Here is an 18,699-nt window from a genome sequence, read left to right as displayed (position 1 = left end):
CCTGATGCGACGCTGGCGCGTCTTATCATGCCTACAGGTCTGAACCGTAGGTCGGATAAGGCGCTCGCGCCGCATCCGACACCGTGCGCAGATGCCTGATGCGACGCTGACGCGTCTTATCATGCCTACCCACTGTTTTTACACTGATAAATTTTTCCCCATCTTTTTTTATTCATTCATATAAAAAATATATTTCCCCACGGAAACGATTGCTTTTTATTTTCAGATGAATAGAATGCGGCGGATTTTTTGGGTTTCAAACAGCAAAAAGGGGGAATTTCGTGTCGCAAGATAACAACTTTAGCCAGGGGCCAGTCCCGCAGTCGGCGCGGAAAGGGGTATTGGCATTGACGTTCGTCATGCTGGGATTAACCTTTTTTTCCGCCAGTATGTGGACCGGCGGCACTCTCGGAACCGGTCTTAGCTATCATGATTTCTTCCTCGCAGTCCTCATTGGTAATCTTCTCCTCGGTATTTACACTTCATTTCTTGGTTACATTGGCGCAAAAACCGGCCTGACCACCCATCTTCTTGCTCGCTTCTCGTTTGGTGTCAAAGGCTCATGGCTGCCTTCACTGCTGCTGGGGGGCACTCAGGTTGGCTGGTTTGGCGTCGGCGTGGCGATGTTTGCTATTCCGGTGGGCAAGGCAACCGGGCTGGATATCAATTTGCTGATTGCCGTCTCCGGTTTACTGATGACCGTTACCGTCTTCTTTGGCATTTCGGCGCTGACGGTTCTGTCTGTAATTGCGGTTCCGGCGATTGCCTGCCTGGGCGGTTATTCCGTGTGGCTGGCCGTTAACGGCATGGGCGGTCTGGATGCATTGAAAGCGGTCGTTCCCGCACAACCGTTAGATTTCAATGTCGCGCTGGCGCTGGTTGTCGGTTCATTTATCAGTGCGGGCACGCTCACCGCTGACTTTGTCCGGTTTGGTCGCAATGCCAAACTGGCGGTGCTGGTGGCGATGGTGGCCTTTTTCCTCGGCAACTCGTTGATGTTTATTTTCGGTGCGGCGGGCGCTGCGGCACTGGGGATGGCGGATATCTCTGATGTGATGATTGCTCAGGGTTTGCTGCTGCCTGCGATTGTGGTGCTGGGGCTGAATATCTGGACCACCAACGATAACGCGCTGTATGCGTCAGGTTTAGGTTTCGCCAACATTACCGGTATGTCGAGCAAAACCCTTTCGGTGATTAACGGTATTATCGGTACGGTCTGCGCACTATGGCTGTATAACAATTTTGTCGGCTGGTTGACCTTCCTTTCGGCAGCTATTCCTCCGGTAGGTGGCGTGATCATCGCCGACTATCTGATGAACCGTCGCCGCTATGAGCACTTTGCGACCACGCGTATGATGAGTGTCAATTGGGTGGCGATTCTGGCGGTCGCGCTGGGGATTGCCGCAGGCCACTGGTTACCGGGGATTGTTCCGGTCAACGCTGTATTAGGTGGTGCGCTGAGTTATCTGATCCTTAACCCGATTTTGAATCGCAAAACGACAGCAGCAATGACGCATGTGGAGGCTAACAGTGTCGAATAACGCTTTACAAACAATTATTAACGCCCGCTTACCCGGCAAAGAGGGGCTGTGGCAGATTCATCTGCAGGACGGAAAAATCAGCGCCATTGATGCGCAATCTGGTGTGATGCCCATAACTGAAAACAGCCTGGATGCCGAACAAGGTTTAGTTATACCGCCGTTTGTGGAGCCGCATATTCACCTGGACACCACGCAAACCGCCGGACAACCGAACTGGAATCAGTCCGGCACGCTGTTTGAAGGCATTGAACGCTGGGCCGAGCGCAAAGCGTTATTAACCCATGACGATGTGAAACAACGCGCATGGCAAACGCTGAAATGGCAGATTGCCAACGGTATTCAGCATGTGCGTACCCATGTCGATGTTTCGGATGCAACGCTGACCGCATTGAAAGCAATGCTGGAAGTGAAGCAGGAAGTCGCGCCGTGGATTGATCTGCAAATCGTCGCCTTCCCGCAGGAAGGGATTTTGTCGTATCCCAACGGTGAAACGTTGCTGGAAGAGGCGTTACGCTTAGGGACTGACGTAGTGGGGGCGATTCCGCATTTTGAATTTACCCGTGAATACGGCGTGGAGTCGCTGCATAAAACCTTCGCCCTGGCGCAAAAATACGACCGTCTCATCGACGTTCACTGTGACGAGATTGATGATGAGCAGTCGCGTTTTGTCGAAACCGTTGCCGCCCTGGCGCACCGTGAAGGAATGGGCGCGCGAGTCACCGCCAGCCACACCACGGCAATGCACTCCTATAACGGGGCGTATACCTCGCGCCTGTTCCGCTTGCTGAAAATGTCCGGTATTAACTTTGTCGCTAACCCGTTGGTCAATATTCATCTGCAAGGGCGTTTCGATACGTATCCAAAACGTCGCGGCATCACGCGCGTTAAAGAGATGCTGGAGTCCGGCATTAACGTCTGCTTTGGTCACGATGATGTCTTCGATCCGTGGTATCCGCTGGGAACGGCGAATATGCTGCAAGTGCTGCATATGGGGCTGCATGTTTGCCAGCTGATGGGCTACGGGCAGATTAATGATGGCCTGAATTTAATCACCCACCACAGCGCCAGAACGTTGAATTTGCAGGATTACGGCATTGCCGCCGGAAACAGCGCCAACCTGATTATCCTGCCGGCTGAAAATGGGTTTGATGCGCTGCGCCGTCAGGTTCCGGTGCGTTATTCGGTTCGTGGCGGTAAGGTGATTGCCAGTACACAACCGGCACAAACCACCGTATATCTGGAGCAGCCAGAAGCCATCGATTACAAACGGTAATTTCCTCTGTGTTGAAGAGCCACTGACCTGTGTCAGTGGCTACCGTGATTCATTCCCGCCAACAACCGCGTATTCATCCAACGCCATGTGCAAAAATGCCTTCGCGGCGGCTGTCTGCCAGCTATTTTTCCGCCGCAACAAAACCGCTGTTCTCTCCAGTAGTGGAGGGGCAAGAGAAATAGCTTTAAGCCCGTCATGTTGTGTGGCAATAGCTGCTGGTAATAATGTGGAAAGGGAAGTGCGGCGAATCAGCTCCAGAACCGCGCTAATTGAGTTCGCCTCAATGACCACCTGTGGATGCAGCCCCGCTTTCTCGCAGTAGTGGTCAATTTGCTCTCTGGTGGCAAATTCCGCGCTGAGCAGCACCAGTTTTTCATCATGCAAGCGACTCAACGCCACCTGTTCACAGGCAGCCAGCGGATGATGTTGCGCCACGACTAACGCTAAACTTTCTGTCAGTAGAGGAATTGCCTCAAGCTCCGGCGAATGTACAGGCGCGAACGCAATTCCAACGTCCAGCTCGTCGCGGCAAAGCAGATCTTCGATTTTCTCCTGCGACATTTCCTGTAGCCGGAGCGTGATGCCGGGGTAGCGCGCATAGAAATCCGCCATTAAGGGGCCGATAAAGTAGCTCGTAAAGGTGGGGGTGACGGCGATACGCAGCGATCCTCGCGTCAGATCGGCAACATCATGAATCGCCCGTTTACCCGCTCCCAGTTCCTGTAATGCCCGGCTGGCGTACTGTCGCCAGACTTCTCCTGCATCAGTGAGACGAATCGTTCGCCCGCTACGGTCAAACAGCGGCACGCCTAAACTCTCCTCTAACTGGCGAATCTGCTGGGAAAGCGCAGGCTGGGAGACGTGCAACGCACTGGCGGCACGGGTGAAGCTGCCATGTTCAGCCACGGCAAGAAAATAATTGATATGTCGAGAGAGCATTCGCCAACCTATAAGTAAATCCAATAGAACTCATCATAAATGAGACTTTTACCTTATGACAATCGGCGAGTAGTCTGCCTCTCATTCCAGAGACAGACAGAGGTTAACGGTGAAAGAGATTATTGATGGATTCCTTAAATTCCAGCGCGAAGCATTTCCTGAGCGGGAAGCCTTGTTTAAACAGCTGGCGACACAGCAAAGCCCGCGCACCCTTTTTATTTCCTGCTCCGATAGCCGTCTGGTCCCTGAGCTGGTGACACAACGCGAACCCGGCGATCTGTTTGTTATTCGCAACGCGGGCAATATCGTTCCTTCTTATGGGCCGGAACCCGGTGGCGTTTCTGCTTCGGTGGAGTATGCCGTCGCTGCGCTTCGGGTATCTGACATTGTGATTTGTGGTCATTCCAACTGTGGCGCCATGACCGCCATTGCCAGCTGTCAGTGCATGAACCATATGCCTGCCGTCTCCCACTGGCTGCGTTATGCCGATTCTGCCCGCGTCGTTAATGAGGTGCGCCCGCATCGCGATTTACCGTCCAAAGCTGCGGCGATGGTGCGTGAAAACGTCATTGCTCAGTTGGCTAATTTGCAAACGCATCCATCGGTGCGCCTGGCGCTCGAAGAGGGACGGATCGCGCTGCACGGCTGGGTCTACGACATTGAAAGCGGCAGTATCGCAGCCTTTGACGGCGCAACCCGCCAGTTCGTACCACTGGCAACCAATCCCGGCGTTTGTGCCATACCGCTACGCCAGCCAACCGCAGCGTAACCTTATTTTTAAACCATCAGGAGATTTACCATGATTCAGTCGCAAATTAACCGCAATATTCGTCTTGATCTTGCCGATGCCATTCTGCTCAGCAAAGCGAAAAAAGATCTCTCATTTGCCGAGCTTGCCGACGGCACCGGTCTGGCAGAAGCCTTCGTGACCGCTGCTTTGCTGGGGCAGCAGGCGCTTCCTGCCGACGCCGCCCGCCTGGTCGGGGCGAAGCTGGATCTCGACGAAGACGCCATTCTACTGTTGCAGATGATTCCACTGCGTGGCTGCATTGATGACCGTATTCCAACCGACCCAACGATGTATCGTTTCTATGAAATGTTGCAGGTGTACGGCTCAACCCTGAAAGCGTTGGTTCATGAGAAGTTTGGCGATGGCATCATCAGCGCGATTAACTTCAAACTCGACGTCAAGAAGGTGGCGGATCCGGAAGGTGGCGAACGCGCGGTCATCACTTTAGATGGCAAATATCTGCCGACCAAACCGTTCTGACAGCCATGCGCGACCATCAAAAGACGTTCACGATGCTGCTGGTTCTGGTGCTGATTGGTCTTAATATGCGACCACTGCTCACCTCCGTCGGGCCACTGCTACCGCAATTGCGCCAGGCGAGCGGAATGAGCTTTAGCGTGGCTGCCCTGTTGACGGCTCTGCCGGTGGTCACCATGGGCGGGCTGGCGCTGGCCGGAAGCTGGCTTCATCAGCATGTCAGCGAACGTCGCAGCGTCGCCATTAGCCTGGTGCTGATTGCCGTCGGTGCATTGATGCGTGAGCTTTACCCTCAAAGTGTGCTGCTGCTTAGCAGCGCACTGCTCGGTGGGGTGGGGATCGGCATCATTCAGGCGGTGATGCCTCCGGTGATTAAACGGCGGTTTCAGCAGCGCACGCCACTGGTGATGGGGCTGTGGTCTGCGGCTCTGATGGGCGGCGGTGGACTTGGTGCCGCCCTGACGCCCTGGTTAGTTCAACACAGCGAGATTTGGTATCAAACACTCGCCTGGTGGGCGCTGCCTGCCGTTGTTGCGCTCTTTGCCTGGTGGTGGCAAAGCTCCCGCGAGGTCGCCTCTTCCCACAAGACAACAACCACTCCGGTTCGCGTAGTATTCACTCCCCGCGCGTGGACGCTGGGACTTTACTTCGGTCTGATTAACGGCGGTTACGCCAGCCTGATTGCCTGGTTACCCGCCTTCTATATTGAGATTGGCGCCAGCGCGCAGTACAGCGGTTCTTTGCTGGCGTTGATGACGCTTGGGCAAGCGGCGGGGGCGTTACTGATGCCTGCTATGGCTCGCCATCAGGATCGGCGCAAACTTTTGCTGTTGGCACTGGCGTTACAACTGGTGGGTTTCTGCGGCTTTATCTGGCTGCCGCTGCAATTGCCGGTATTGTGGGCGATGGTGTGTGGTTTAGGTCTGGGCGGCGCATTTCCGCTCTGTTTGCTGCTGGCGCTCGATCACTCTGCGCAACCGGGTATTGCTGGCAAGCTGGTGGCGTTTATGCAGGGGATCGGTTTTATTATCGCCGGGCTTGCTCCCTGGTTTTCTGGTGTGCTGCGTAGCATCAGTGGCAATTACCTGATGGACTGGGTGTTTCATGCGCTGTGCGTTGTTGGGTTGATGATCATAACCCTGCGCTTTGCACCGGCACGTTTTCCGCAGCTGTGGGTCAAAGAGGCATGAGGCGACGCCTGTTCCTGCGCTTTGTTCATGCCGGATGCGGCCAACGTAGATCACTGAATTTGTAGGCCTGATAAGCGAAGCGCATCAGGCAATTTTTATAATTTAAACTGACGATTCAACTTTGTAATCTTTGAAATAATACTGCTTATCCCGGTCGTTTATTTCGCGAATAACCCGACAGGGAACGCCCGCAGCTACGACGTTTGGTGGAATGTTTTTTGTGACGACGCTACCCGCGCCAATAACCGAATTATCCCCGATGGTGATGCCTGGATTAATGACCACATGACTCCCGATCCAGACATTATTGCCTATCGTTATCGGAAAAGAGTACATCTCTCCGTTTTTTCTTAATTCATGGTGTACCGGGTGCCCCGTAACGGAAAGAGTAACGTTGGGGGCAATCAGTACGTTATCACCGATCGTTACCGTGTAATCATCGACAATGGTTAAATTGAAATTTGCATAAAAATTGCGGCCTATATGGATGTTGGAACCGTAAGAGAAATAGACAGGCGGTTCTATCCAGGCATTTTCTCCTACTGTGGCAAACATTTCATTAATCAGGCTTTCCCTTTTTTCAACTTCCGCTGGATGCGAGTGATTAAACTCATACATTAACGTTTTCCCACGAAGTCTTTTTTCAGGTAAGCCTTCGCACATATCGGTAAATAGCTTTCCTGCTTTTATTCTTTCTGTCATCGACATGTTCATTGCGATCATTCCGTCCTGATATGTTGGTCGGATAAGGCGCTCGCGCCGCATCCGACATTGATTGCTTAAGCGACTTCATTCACCTGTCGACGCAGCAGAGAAAGCGGGCCGGGGCCGCTGAGCGTGAACACGGAAATTAAGGTGAAGCCCAGCGCCACCAGACCTAGCACCAGATACGCGCCCTGGAAACCGATGCTTTCATACATATTGCCCGCCAGTACAGACATAAAAATCATCGCCAGTTGCTTAAAGAAGCAGAAACAGACCAGATAAATCGTCGCTGAAAAACGCACTTCAAACTGGCTGGTAATATATTTAAAGCAGCCCACCAGCAGGAACGGGACTTCAAACATATGCAGCGTTTTTAGAATAACCACTTCCAGCGCCGAGGTGGCGAACGATGAGCCAATAATACGTACTGACATAATGGTGCCAGCCAGTAGCAGGGCGTTTTTCCCGCCGATGCGATTAATGATCAGCGGCGCAAAGAACATAATCGAGGCGTTAAGTAATTCGCCCATTGTTGTGACATAGCCAAATACCCGCGTACCTTGCTCACCGGTGGCAAAGAACGAAGTAAAGAAATTAGCAAACTGTTGGTCAAAAACATCGTAGGTGCAGGAAACGCCAATAACATACAGTGACAAAAACCACAGCTTTGGCTGTCTGAACAGTTCCAGCGCCAGTTTAAGGCTAAATGCCGAATGGTTGGCACCTACGGCATTGGCAACCGTGGCGGAAGAAGGGGCATCTGTTTTGGCGAAAAAGAGCAATACAGCGAGGATGAGTGCACAGCCAGAACCCAGCCAGAAAACAAACTGGTTGTTGATGGTGAACATGATGCCGACAATCGAGGCACACAGCGCCCAGCCAACGCAGCCAAACATTCGCGCGCGACCAAATTCGAAATTACTGCGACGGCTGACCTTCTCGATAAATGCTTCTACTGCTGGCGCACCGGCGTTAAAACAAAAACCAAGATAAATACCGCCAACAACCGAACCCAATAAAATATTGTATTGTAACAGCGGGCCAAAGATAAAAATAAAGAATGGCGCAAACATCACTAACATGCCGGTAATAATCCATAGCAGATATTTGCGCAGCCCAAGTTTGTCAGAAAGCAAGCCAAACAGCGGTTGGAATAACAGAGAGAATAGAGAAATAGCGGCAAAAATAATACCCGTATCACTTTTGCTGATATGGTTGATGTCATGTAGCCAAATCGGGAAAAACGGGAAGTAGGCTCCCATGATAAAAAAGTAAAAGAAAAAGAATAAGCCGAACATCCAAAAGTTTGTGTTTTTTAGATAGAACATAATGGATTTCCTTACGCGAAATACGGGCAGACATGGCCTGCCCGGTTATTATTATTTTTGACGCCAGACCAACTGGTAATGGTAGCGACCAGCACTCAGTTGGTATTCTGCCGACACTGACGGGCTCCAGGAGTCGTCGCCACCAATCCCCATATGGAAACCGTCGATATTCAGCCAACTGCCTTCTTCTGCGTGCAGCAGATGGCGATGGCTGGTTTCCATCAGTTGTTGTTGGCTATAGCGGCTGATATTGAACTGGAAGTCGCCGCGCCACTGGTGTGAGCCATAATTCAATTCGCGCGTCCCGCAGCGCAGACCGTTTTCGCCTGGGAAGACGTATGGGGTATACATGTCAGACAATGGCAGATCCCAGCGGTCAAAACAGGCCGCAGTAAGGCGGTCGGGATAGTTTTCTTGCGGCCCCAGCCCCAGCCAGTTAACCCGCTCTGCGACCTGTGCCAGTTGGCAGGTCAGGCCAATCCGCGCCGGATGCGGTGTATCGCTTGCCACTTCAACATCGACGGTAATCGTCATTTGACCACGACCATCAATACGGTAGGTTTTGCGGCTGATAAATAAGGTTTTCCCCTGATGCAGCCAGGCGTGGACAGTCGTAATCAGCACCGCGTCGGCAAGCGTATCTGCCGTGCACTGCAACAACGCCGCTTCGGCCTGGTAATGTCCTGCTGCTTTCCAGCGTTCTACCCAGGCGTTCGGGTCAATGCGGGTCGCTTCACTCACGCCAATGTCGTTATCCAGCGGCGCACGGGTGAACTGATCGCGCAGCGGCGTCAGCAGTTGTTTTTCATCGCCAATCCACATCTGTGAAAGAAGACCTGACTGCCGGTTAAATTGCCAACGTTTATTACCCAGCCCGATGCAAAAATCCGTTTCGCTGGTGGTCAATTGCGGGGAGGAGTGGGGCGCGGAGAGGGGCGTCACACTAAGGTTTTCCGCCAGACGCCACTGTTGCCAGGCGCTGATGTGTCCGGCTTCTGACCATGCGGTCGCGTTCGGTTGCACTACGCGCACTGTGAGCCAGAGTTGTCCGGCGCTCTCCGGCTGTGGCAGTTCAGGCAGCTCAATCAACTGTTTACCTTGTGGAGCGACAGTCAGAGGCACTTCGCCACTTGCCAGCGGCTTGCCATTCAGTGCCACCGACCAGTGCAGAATTTCGTTATCGCTATGACGGAACAGGTATTCGCTGGTCACTTCGATGATTCGCCCGGATAAACGGAACTGGAAAAACTGCTGTTGGTGTTTTGCTTCTGTCAGCGCCGGATGCGGCGTGCGATCGGCAAAGACCAGACCGTTCATACAGAACTGGCGATCGTTCGGTGTATCGCCAAAATCACCGCCGTAAGCCGACCACGGGTTGCCGTTTTCATCATATTTAATCAGTGACTGATCCACCCAGTCCCAGACGAAGCCGCCCTGTAAACGTGGGTACTGACGAAACGCCTGCCAGTATTTAGCGAAGCCGCCAAGACTGTTACCCATCGCGTGGGCGTATTCGCAGAGGATCAGCGGGCGTAACTCACCTGGCAGCGAAAGCCATTTTTTGATTGACCATTTCGGTACTGCCGGGAAGGGTTGATCTTCATCCACGCGTGCGTACATCGGGCAAATAATATCGGTTGCGGAGGTGTCTGCACCGCCGCCTTCATACTGTACCGGGCGGGAAGGATCGACGGATTTGATCCAGCGATACAGCGCGTCGTGATTAGCACCGTGGCCTGATTCATTACCCAGCGACCAGATAATTACGCTCGGGTGATTACGATCGCGCTGCACCATCCGCGTTACGCGCTCGCTCATCGCGGGCAGCCACTGCGGATCATCTGTCAGGCGGTTCATCGGCACCATACCGTGAGTTTCAATATTAGCTTCATCCACCACATACAGGCCGTAGCGGTCGCACAGCGTGTACCACAGTGGATGGTTCGGATAATGCGAACAGCGCACGGCGTTAAAGTTGTTCTGCTTCATCAGCAGGATATCTTGCACCATCGTCTGCTCATCCATGACCTGACCATGCAGAGGATGATGCTCGTGACGGTTAACGCCGCGAATCAGCAACGGCTTGCCGTTCAGCAGCAGCAGACCATTTTCAATCCGCACCTCGCGGAAACCGACATCGCAGGCTTCCGCTTCAATCAGCGCGCCGTCGACGGTGTGCAGTTCAACTACCGCACGATAGAGATTCGGGATTTCGGCGCTCCACAGTTTCGGGTTTTCGACGTTCAGACGTAGTGTGACGCGATCGGCATAACCACCACGCTCATCGATAATTTCACCGCCGAAAGGCGCGGTGCTGCTGGCGACCTGCATTTCCCCCTGCCATAAGGATACCGTTACCCGCAGATCGTCGCGCAGTTCGCCACACATGCGGACTTCAGCGTCGAGAACGGCACGGCTGAAATCGTCATTAAAATGGGTAGCAACATGGAAATTGCTGATTTGCGTGGTCGGTTTGTGCAGCAGCGAGACGTCGCGGAAAATGCCGCTCATCCGCCACATATCCTGATCTTCCAGATAACTGCCGTCACTCCAGCGCAGCACCATCACCGCGAGGCGGTTTTCTCCGGCGCGTAAAAAGTTGCTCAGGTCAAATTCAGACGGCAAACGGCTGTCCTGCCCATAACCGACCCAGCGTCCGTTGCACCACAAATGGAATGCTGAGTTAACGCCATCAAAGATAATCCGCGTCTGGCCTTCCTGTAGCCAGCTTTCATCAATATTAAATGTGAGCGAGTAACAGCCCGTCGGATTCTCTGCGGGAACAAACGGTGGATTGACCGCAATGGGATAGGTTACGTTGGTGTAGATGGGCGCGTCGTAACCGTGCATCTGCCAGTTTGAGGGGACGGGGAGTGTATCGGCGTCAGGAAGATCGCACTCCAGCCAGCTTTCTGGCACCGCGTCTGGGGCGGGAAACCAGGCAAATTGCCATTTGCCATTCAGACTGCGCAACTGGCGGGAAGGGCAATTCTCGCGGGCTTCTTCACTATTTCGCCAGCTGGCGAAAGGGGGATGCGCCGCAAGGCGGTTGAGTTGGGTAACGCCAGGGTTTTCCCAGTCACGACGTTGTAATACGACGGCCAGTGAATCCGTAATCATGGTCATTGCTGTATCCTGTGTGAAATTGTTATCCGCTCACAATTTCACACAACATACGAGCCAGAAGCATAGAGTGTAAAGCCTGGGGTGCTCAATGAGTGAGCTGACTCACATTAATTGTATTGCGCTCACTGCCCGGTTTCCAGCCGGGAAATTTGCCGTGCGAGCTGTATTAATGAGTCCGCCAACGCGCGGGGAGAGGCGGTTTGCGTATTGGGGGGCAGGGTGGTTTTACGTGTCACCAGTGATACGGGCAATAGCTGATTTCCCTTCACCGCCTGACCCTGAGAGAGTTGCAGCAAGCGGTCCACGCTGGTTTGCCCCAGCAGGCGAAAATCCTGTTTAATGGTGGTTAACGGTGGGATATAACACGAGCTGTCTTCGGTATCGTCATACCCCACCACTGAGATATCCGCACCAACGCGCAGCCCTGACTCGGTAATGGCGCGCATTGCACCCAGCGCCATCTGATCGTTAGCAACCAGCATTGCGGTGGGGGTAATGCCCTCATTCAGCATCTGCATGGTTTGTTGAAAACCAGACATGGCGCTCCAGTCACCCTCAAGCCCCGCTATTGGCTGTAGTTGATTGCAATCGAGATATTTGTGCCAGCCCGCCAGACGCAGACGCGCCGAGACAGAACTTAATGGACCCGCCAACAGCGCAATTTGCTGGTGACCCAACGCGACCAGATGTTCCACGCCGAGCCGTGCGCCGTCATCATGGGAAAAAATAATGCTGTTAATGGGGGATTTGTCGGAGACATCAAGAAACAAAACCGGCACGTGGCCGCAGGCTGCCTCTACGGCGATGGCATCTTGTTCATCCAGGGGATAGTTGATAATCAGTCCGCTGACGCGTTGTGCGAGAAGATTATGAACCGCCGCTTTACAGGCTTCGACGCCACTGCGTTCCACCATTGATACCACGACGCTGGCACCGAGTTGATCGGCGCGGGATTTAATTGCCGCAACAATTTGTGAAGGCGCATGAAGCGCCAGGTTGGAAGTGGCAACGCCAATCAGCAACGACTGTTTGCCCGCTAGTTGCTGTGCCACGCGGTTGGGAATGTAATTCAGCTCCGCCATTGCCGCTTCCACTTTTTCCCGCGTTTTCGCAGAAACGTGGCTGGCCTGATTTACCACGCGGGAAACGGTCTGATAAGAGACTCCGGCATACTCGGCGACATCGTATAGCGTTACTGGTTTCACATTCACCATCCTGAATTGACTCTCTTCCGGGCGTTATCATGCCATACCACGGAAGGTTTTGCGCCACCCGGCAGGACTGACACCAAAGTGAAATTTAAAATGCTGACGCCAGGTCACAGGAGAGAGAAAGCCCACTTCGATACACTCACTGTATTTACAGGTATACTCGCAAAAATTATTCAGCGGGTTTGGAAATAAAGATGGCAAAACTTACCTTACAAGAGCAGTTGCTCAAAGCAGGATTAGTCACCAGCAAAAAAGCGGCGAAGGTCGAGAGAACGGCGAAAAAATCGCGTGTTCAGGCGCGTGAAGCACGGGCGGCGGTAGAAGAAAATAAAAAGGCACAGCTTGAGCGTGATAAACAGCTTAGTGAACAACAAAAACAAGCGGCATTAGCGAAAGAATATAAAGCCCAGGTGAAGCAGCTTATTGAAATGAACCGTATCACCATTACCAATGGCGATATCGGTTTTAACTTCACCGACGGCAATCTGATTAAGAAAATTTTTGTTGATAAGCTCACGCAAACGCAGTTGATTAATGGCCGCCTGGCAATTGCCCGTTTGGTTACTGACGGCAATAGTGAAGGTGAATATGCCATTATTCCGGCAAGCGTTGCCGATAAAATCGCCCAACGTGATGCCAGCAGTATTGTGTTGCACAGTGCACTCAGCGCCGAAGAGCAGGATGAAGACGATCCGTATGCCGACTTTAAGGTGCCTGATGATTTGATGTGGTAATTATATGTCCGTCACCATCCGCGAACAGGATGGCGACGGTTCGTTACGTGCGGGATATTAATAACGGATCACGGTTCGAATTGATTTGCCTTCATGCATTAATTCAAAGGCGTCATTAATTTCATCCAGACTCATGGTATGCGTTACAAACGGCTCCAGGTCGATATTACCTTTCATCGCATCTTCAACCATACCCGGCAACTGGGAACGACCTTTCACGCCGCCAAACGCGGAACCTTTCCATACGCGACCGGTGACCAACTGGAATGGACGGGTTGAGATTTCCTGACCGGCGCCAGCCACACCGATGATCACCGACTGACCCCAGCCACGGTGAGCACTTTCCAACGCCGCGCGCATCACATTGACGTTGCCGATGCACTCAAAGGTATGGTCGATACCCCATTTGTTGATATCCAGCAGGACATCTTTAATCGGTTTGTCGTAGTCATTCGGATTAATGCAGTCGGTGGCACCGAAGCGACGCGCCAGATCGAATTTCTTCGGGTTAGTGTCGATAGCGATAATCCGTCCCGCTTTCGCCTGACGAGCGCCCTGAACAACCGCCAGACCAATCGCACCAAGACCGAATACGGCAACGGAATCACCAGGTTGAACTTTAGCGGTGTTGTGTACTGCGCCAATGCCGGTGGTGACGCCACAGCCCAGCAGGCAGACGTGTTCATGGTTTGCTTCTGGGTTAATTTTTGCCAGAGACACTTCCGCGACCACGGTATATTCACTGAAGGTGGAACAGCCCATGTAGTGATAAAGCGGTTGCCCGTTGTAAGAAAAACGTGTTGTGCCGTCTGGCATCAGACCTTTGCCCTGGGTTTCGCGAACCGCGACACAGAGGTTGGTTTTACCGGAACGACAGAATTCGCACTCGCCGCACTCTGCGGTGTAAAGCGGGATCACATGGTCGCCAGGTTTAACGCTGGTCACGCCTTCACCGACTTCAACCACAACGCCAGCCCCTTCGTGACCGAGAACGACCGGGAATACACCTTCCGGGTCATCGCCGGAGAGGGTAAATGCATCAGTATGGCAGACGCCGGTATGAGTGACTTTAATCAGCACTTCACCTTTCTTCGGTGGCGCTACGTCAATTTCAACGATTTCCAGTGGTTTACCGGGAGCAAATGCAACGGCAGCACGTGATTTCATATTTCGCTTTTCCTCAATAGGGTAGTGGTTTCTGCTATTTAAGATAGGCACGAACCAGTTCAATCGTGTCATCAACGGATTGGCTGACTTCGCGGCTGTAGCAGTCATTTCGGTCAAACGTTTCCCGGATATGGCTTTCAAGCACTTCTGCCATCAGCCCGTTAGCCGCGCCCCGAACGGCAGCGATCTGCTGGAGTATGGCACGGCATTCGGCATCACCTTCCAGTGACCGTTCCAGAGCATCAATCTGCCCCCGAATACGACGAACTCGAGTAAGCACCTTTTTCTTCTCTTCCGGAGTACTGGGCATTTCGCACCTCATCATCTGTACGCAATATACTATAGGGGGGTATGCTATATGTCAATGCATACCCCCCTATAGTATATAACACTGGAGAATAAAATTTATCCGATGAATGTGGGTGATATCTGGAGGAAACGAAGAGGAAAGAAGAGTGTTTGGGCGCTAATCTCGTGGGATTGCCGCCCGGATAGCAGGCGGCGGAAGGAATCAGAATTTCCAGGTCAGATTGGCAGCGAATTGCAGGCCGTTATAATCATCGGTCGGCGTGTCATACCACACTTTACCGGCAGTCAGCCCCAGATTCAGTTGCTCTGTCAAAGGCTGAATACGTTGTAAACTGGCGCTCTTCATGCTCCCGTGACGCGTCTCCGGAGACCAGTCGTAGGTGTAAGCTCCCGTCCCACGACTAAGCCAAAGTTGAGTATAACCGCCGCCGCGAGGGTCATTCAGACGCAAGGAAATCATATTGCTGTAACTGCCGCCAGCATCGCTGGAGTCATAATGGGTATAGCGATAGCTGGTGATCACCGGGCCAGTGTAGAGCGATACGCCGCCTTGCCAGGCATCGACTTCAACATCATCGTAATATTTAGTGTAGCGATAACCAGTCGTGAACAGCGTTTTTGGCAGCAAAGCCAGGTTAATATCCTGACGAAAATCCTGGCGGGCAAAGACCGGTGTATTATCGGCAAAGGCAATACCCGTGCGGGTTGTCAGCCAGTTATTCCATTTGTACCAGACAGCGCCCTGACCGCGTGTGGCATTGAAACGTTCAGTCTCATAATCACGACGCCCCTGGGAAAGATTAAAAAGCAGCGTTGCGTTTTCAACTTTCGCCACCAGTTCAGCATACGCTAAATTACGGTTGCCATGATCGCCAGAATAATCGGTAAAATCGTAGCCTGCGGTAATAGAAGTTAACCCGGCATAAGCGGGCAATGCGCTAAAGATTGCCGCTGCTAATAACGTCCGTTTTATCATTTTAATCTCCTGTACGGATAAGTTCTTGCCGGAGTGAATAATTTCCGGTAGGTAAATTGCGTTCTACAATAACGCGCGGGCCAAGTTGCGTGTTTGGCGAAATAATTCGGCCAGGTAAAATAATTACCTGCACGCCAAGACGTGAACGCTGACCAATATAACAACCTAATTTATCGCAGCCGGTAGCGATAATACCCTCTGGGGTGCGAACCGATACTGGCTGTTCATCCAGTCGATGGTTACTGGTACGCACCTGTGCGCCCAAATATGCCTGGCTTGCAACAACGGAATCGGCAATAAAGCATTGCGGTCCAATCATCGCTTCCGCCTCAATAACCGCATTTTTGATTTCAGTGGCAAAACCAATTTTTACGCCATTGTTGATTACCGTACCGGGGCGAATAAACGCATAATTACCTATCAGGCAGTTTGTACCAATCACTACCGGCCCTTGAATAACCACACCGTGGCAAATACGGGTATTGGCACCGATAACAACTTCACCGGCACTTTCATCAATAATCACCTGGTCAGCAATCTGAATATTTTTCTCTTTAACATTAAGCTTCAGATAGCTTTTCAGTTCCTGCGACAGAAGGTTGGGAATAAGCGGTTGGCGCTTCCACCAGTGCGGAATAACGGGTGGGTTTGTCGCGCTGAGGTTCGCGTCCAGTAAAAAAGGCAATAAGTCCATAAATAATCCAGATGGCATAAGCTAATAATACATACACAACGGAAAGTGGCGCTAAAGGCACCAACAACCAGCAACGATGAAACCAGGCGCTAAAAGCACCAATAACACAAACTACGCCGACCCAGATAAGCGGAAACATGGCCAGTACCACGCCATGTGGCCCGGTGGTGATTAATTCATTAAACCAGGTGGTTAGATAAATCCCAACGCCATAGAGCACGACCAACAGCATAGGGAAAATACTGAAGATGCCGAAACGGCTAAATAAAAGCCTTTTATGCAGACGCATACAGACCGCGTAACCCACAATCCAGCGCCGCCAGCGACGCCACTCCTCACGCGGGTTGTTGCATTCCTGAGGGTATACAATACAGCGATTCGCCTGACGAATGCGGTAACCATTGGCGACCAACGTCCAGGTGAGATCCAGATCTTCGACTTTGGTACGATCAGAGAAACCAAATTTACGCAATACATCGGTACGGAACATCCCACAGGCACCGCTGATAATAAAGGGCGCGCCGCCCAAAAGCTGTTGTAGCGTGCGCTTCATAACGATCATCGGCAGTTTTACCGTGGCGCGAATATGAGGCAGCAAACCTGCGCCTTTTAACGCTGTGGAAGGAATGCCGCCGACGGCATCAGCGCCGCGCTCAATTTCCGCCAGCATATAACCCATTCCGTCTTTATCGGGCGGAACATAGGTGTCAGCATCGCTTAAAAAAACCTGGTCGCAGGTGGCGTAGTTCAGGCCGTTCATCAGAGCGCCGCCTTTGCCGGTATTTTTTTGCGTAACAGCAACAAAGCGGTCGCCCCATTTGCGTTTGACTTCCGCCATTACCGCTTCGGTATTATCCGTGGAGCCGTCGTTAACACAAATTACCCGGCAAAAATAAGGATTGCGCAGCAGATTATCCAGTGATTGTGCCAGACAGGGGCCTTCGTTATAGGCAGGAATAATCGCGTCAATACAGCCTTTCTTTTGGCTGGGCTTACGCCTTAACGTACTCAAAAACCATAGCAATATTGCTACGGCCATAAATATAAAGATCCAGGTTTTCATTAAGTCTGCTCAAAGAATCATTTTATGAATAACAAAGCCTTCACCCAGATCACTATTGACCTGTTGTCCGCGAAATTGTGCAACAGCACGTAAACGTTCATGACGCATATAATCACGTCGCTCCTGGCTTTTATGTTTTTTTAACGCTGCAAGTTTTACGGTAAAATATTCTTCTTTTACGGATTCAAAAACCTGGGGCATAAATGAAAGCCAGGTGCTTGGCGTTTCATAGCCGAGGATCTGTGGAATAGTGCGGCAGGCAACCATTGATGCCTGATAAACTGCCAGATGATCCTGATGGCGGTCAGCATCATGCATGGTATATACCCGTATGATTTCTACATCAGCGGGAATTTGATTTTTAATAATATCTTCCAGGGAGGAAATCATATCATTGAGTTGCAGATGTGTACGGGTGTCTGAAAAATTAAGATGAATAGTTTTCTGACACCCCAACATCTTTAATGCTTCGCGAGATTCTTCATGACGATCGATGATTTCGCTTACACCCGAATCGCCAGCAGTCATGACAACGGCGGTGATATAAAATCCTTTCTGCGCAAGACGAGCAAGCGATGCGCCACAACCTAATTCAATATCGTCAGGATGCGCACCAATCGCAAGAATACCTTTCCTCTTTTCTGCTGAAGAATGCAACGCAGAATTTAAAACCTTATCCAATTCATGACACTCCATTGTAATTATTATGCTGAAAGCGCGACGAATGCAGAGCGGCAACCCTCTGCAACATACTCAGATGTTAAAAATGACACGCGGTAAAAAAAGAATAATCCTGAGAACAGGTCAATTAATGCCCGGAGGGCCGTAAGCGGTATAAGTTTGATTTGTGTGCATCATATGTTAAATATTTGTGTGTTTTGTGAGCGTGATTATATTTTTTACATATTGTATTTAGATGTGATTTAGTTTGTCAATTAATTGCATTTAAAAAATATCTTCTATCAACCATTACTTTTTATATTCGTTTTATGAATGAATTGGTATGGCAAAGAGGTTTTGAAGATTGCATTATATAAAATAAAAATAATATATATATTTATTATTGGTTGTCTGGTTGGTGGAGGGTGAAATAAATTTTTATTGTTTGAATTTTTATTCGTATATAAAAGGAAATGTGGCATTGCTTTGTAGGAAAACGGTTGGTAAATGCATAAC

General features: G+C 51.4%; 17 protein-coding genes and 1 pseudogene. 6 read left to right on the top strand and 12 right to left on the bottom strand.

From position 1 onward, the window contains the following. Window positions 1-281: 281 nt before the first annotated feature. Both codB and codA read left to right on the top strand, forming a co-directional pair. Window positions 282-1,541: a cytosine permease gene (codB, locus tag A7098_RS18455; RefSeq protein ID WP_000076233.1), complete on the top strand. Its 1,260-nt coding sequence runs from the start codon at window positions 282-284 to the stop codon at window positions 1,539-1,541. Beyond that, complete coding sequence (gene codA / locus A7098_RS18450; RefSeq protein ID WP_105281239.1) at window positions 1,531-2,814, top strand: cytosine/isoguanine deaminase; 1,284 nt, start codon at window positions 1,531-1,533, stop codon at window positions 2,812-2,814. The genes codB and codA overlap by 11 nt, the downstream gene beginning before the upstream one ends. Before the next feature lie 39 nt (window positions 2,815-2,853). Here codA and cynR read toward each other — a convergent pair whose 3' ends face one another. Further along, window positions 2,854-3,753, bottom strand: coding sequence for a transcriptional regulator CynR (cynR, locus tag A7098_RS18445; RefSeq protein ID WP_105281238.1), 900 nt, complete (start codon window positions 3,751-3,753; stop codon window positions 2,854-2,856). Between the two features lie 109 nt (window positions 3,754-3,862). Here cynR and cynT point away from each other — a divergent pair, with 109 nt between their 5' ends. The 3 genes from cynT to cynX are packed head-to-tail and all read left to right on the top strand — an operon-like array spanning window position 3,863 to window position 6,210. Beyond that, complete coding sequence (gene cynT / locus A7098_RS18440) at window positions 3,863-4,522, top strand: carbonic anhydrase CynT (RefSeq protein WP_000658635.1); 660 nt, start codon at window positions 3,863-3,865, stop codon at window positions 4,520-4,522. 30 nt (window positions 4,523-4,552) lie between these two features. Further along, window positions 4,553-5,023, top strand: a complete 471-nt coding sequence (gene cynS / locus A7098_RS18435; protein WP_105281237.1) for a cyanase — start codon at window positions 4,553-4,555, stop codon at window positions 5,021-5,023. A 5-nt stretch (window positions 5,024-5,028) separates the two neighbouring features. Beyond that, window positions 5,029-6,210 (top strand): cyanate transporter CynX, encoded by a 1,182-nt coding sequence (gene cynX / locus A7098_RS18430; RefSeq protein ID WP_038809064.1) that lies wholly within the window; start codon window positions 5,029-5,031, stop codon window positions 6,208-6,210. A gap of 102 nt (window positions 6,211-6,312) precedes the next feature. Here the strand turns inward: cynX and lacA are convergent, their stop codons facing one another. From lacA to A7098_RS18400, 5 genes and pseudogenes are all read right to left on the bottom strand, one after another. Next, the gene (gene lacA / locus A7098_RS18425) at window positions 6,313-6,924 is read right to left on the bottom strand and encodes a galactoside O-acetyltransferase (RefSeq protein WP_085460755.1); all 612 of its coding nucleotides are present in this window, start codon (window positions 6,922-6,924) and stop codon (window positions 6,313-6,315) included. A gap of 65 nt (window positions 6,925-6,989) precedes the next feature. After that, window positions 6,990-8,243 (bottom strand): lactose permease, encoded by a 1,254-nt coding sequence (gene lacY, locus A7098_RS18420; RefSeq protein WP_000499563.1) that lies wholly within the window; start codon window positions 8,241-8,243, stop codon window positions 6,990-6,992. Window positions 8,244-8,294: 51 nt separating this feature from the next. Continuing rightward, window positions 8,295-11,369: a beta-galactosidase gene (gene lacZ / locus A7098_RS18415; RefSeq protein ID WP_105281236.1), complete on the bottom strand. Its 3,075-nt coding sequence runs from the start codon at window positions 11,367-11,369 to the stop codon at window positions 8,295-8,297. 122 nt (window positions 11,370-11,491) lie between these two features. After that, window positions 11,492-12,583, bottom strand: coding sequence for a DNA-binding transcriptional repressor LacI (gene lacI, locus A7098_RS18405; RefSeq protein WP_123056770.1), 1,092 nt, complete (start codon window positions 12,581-12,583; stop codon window positions 11,492-11,494). A gap of 27 nt (window positions 12,584-12,610) precedes the next feature. Next, window positions 12,611-12,712: pseudogene (locus A7098_RS18400) on the bottom strand (GlxA family transcriptional regulator); the annotation flags it as partial. A 62-nt stretch (window positions 12,713-12,774) separates the two neighbouring features. Between A7098_RS18400 and A7098_RS18395 the strand changes: the two are divergent. Further along, window positions 12,775-13,314, top strand: coding sequence for a DUF2058 family protein (locus A7098_RS18395; RefSeq protein ID WP_001096716.1), 540 nt, complete (start codon window positions 12,775-12,777; stop codon window positions 13,312-13,314). 57 nt (window positions 13,315-13,371) lie between these two features. Here the strand turns inward: A7098_RS18395 and frmA are convergent, their stop codons facing one another. From frmA to A7098_RS18365, 6 genes are all read right to left on the bottom strand, one after another. Next, window positions 13,372-14,481: an S-(hydroxymethyl)glutathione dehydrogenase gene (frmA, locus tag A7098_RS18390; protein ID WP_000842101.1), complete on the bottom strand. Its 1,110-nt coding sequence runs from the start codon at window positions 14,479-14,481 to the stop codon at window positions 13,372-13,374. A gap of 34 nt (window positions 14,482-14,515) precedes the next feature. Beyond that, on the bottom strand, window positions 14,516-14,791 hold the full coding sequence (frmR, locus tag A7098_RS18385) for a formaldehyde-responsive transcriptional repressor FrmR (RefSeq protein ID WP_001141271.1): 276 nt from the start codon (window positions 14,789-14,791) through the stop codon (window positions 14,516-14,518). 201 nt (window positions 14,792-14,992) lie between these two features. Further along, window positions 14,993-15,766: a YaiO family outer membrane beta-barrel protein gene (locus tag A7098_RS18380; protein WP_085460444.1), complete on the bottom strand. Its 774-nt coding sequence runs from the start codon at window positions 15,764-15,766 to the stop codon at window positions 14,993-14,995. A 1-nt stretch (window position 15,767) separates the two neighbouring features. Then, entirely contained in the window at window positions 15,768-16,292 is a 525-nt protein-coding gene (locus tag A7098_RS18375) for a hypothetical protein (RefSeq protein ID WP_000582576.1), read from the bottom strand. A gap of 34 nt (window positions 16,293-16,326) precedes the next feature. Next, window positions 16,327-17,523: a glycosyltransferase family 2 protein gene (locus A7098_RS18370; protein WP_000860450.1), complete on the bottom strand. Its 1,197-nt coding sequence runs from the start codon at window positions 17,521-17,523 to the stop codon at window positions 16,327-16,329. A 9-nt stretch (window positions 17,524-17,532) separates the two neighbouring features. Further along, window positions 17,533-18,204: a PIG-L deacetylase family protein gene (locus tag A7098_RS18365; RefSeq protein ID WP_000362065.1), complete on the bottom strand. Its 672-nt coding sequence runs from the start codon at window positions 18,202-18,204 to the stop codon at window positions 17,533-17,535. Window positions 18,205-18,699 lie beyond the last annotated feature (495 nt).

Origin of the sequence: Escherichia sp. MOD1-EC7011 (assembly GCF_002965005.1) — a bacterium.
Taxonomy (GTDB): domain Bacteria; phylum Pseudomonadota; class Gammaproteobacteria; order Enterobacterales; family Enterobacteriaceae; genus Escherichia; species Escherichia ruysiae.
The sequence above is the reverse complement of the archived record's forward strand: the minus strand, read 5'-3'. Positions and strand labels throughout refer to the sequence as shown.

What these genes read in the sequence shown, in the direction of transcription:
- cynS (WP_105281237.1), top strand. Translation starts at nt 4,553, where the DNA reads ATGATTCAGTCGCAAATTAACCGCAATATTCGTCTTGATCTTGCCGAT.
- cynX (WP_038809064.1), top strand. Translation starts at nt 5,029, where the DNA reads ATGCGCGACCATCAAAAGACGTTCACGATGCTGCTGGTTCTGGTGCTG.
- A7098_RS18370 (WP_000860450.1), bottom strand. Translation starts at nt 17,523, where the DNA reads ATGAAAACCTGGATCTTTATATTTATGGCCGTAGCAATATTGCTATGG.
- frmA (WP_000842101.1), bottom strand. Translation starts at nt 14,481, where the DNA reads ATGAAATCACGTGCTGCCGTTGCATTTGCTCCCGGTAAACCACTGGAA.
- cynR (WP_105281238.1), bottom strand. Translation starts at nt 3,753, where the DNA reads ATGCTCTCTCGACATATCAATTATTTTCTTGCCGTGGCTGAACATGGC.
- lacY (WP_000499563.1), bottom strand. Translation starts at nt 8,243, where the DNA reads ATGTTCTATCTAAAAAACACAAACTTTTGGATGTTCGGCTTATTCTTT.
- A7098_RS18380 (WP_085460444.1), bottom strand. Translation starts at nt 15,766, where the DNA reads ATGATAAAACGGACGTTATTAGCAGCGGCAATCTTTAGCGCATTGCCC.
- lacI (WP_123056770.1), bottom strand. Translation starts at nt 12,583, where the DNA reads ATGGTGAATGTGAAACCAGTAACGCTATACGATGTCGCCGAGTATGCC.
- lacZ (WP_105281236.1), bottom strand. Translation starts at nt 11,369, where the DNA reads ATGACCATGATTACGGATTCACTGGCCGTCGTATTACAACGTCGTGAC.
- frmR (WP_001141271.1), bottom strand. Translation starts at nt 14,791, where the DNA reads ATGCCCAGTACTCCGGAAGAGAAGAAAAAGGTGCTTACTCGAGTTCGT.
- lacA (WP_085460755.1), bottom strand. Translation starts at nt 6,924, where the DNA reads ATGAACATGTCGATGACAGAAAGAATAAAAGCAGGAAAGCTATTTACC.
- A7098_RS18395 (WP_001096716.1), top strand. Translation starts at nt 12,775, where the DNA reads ATGGCAAAACTTACCTTACAAGAGCAGTTGCTCAAAGCAGGATTAGTC.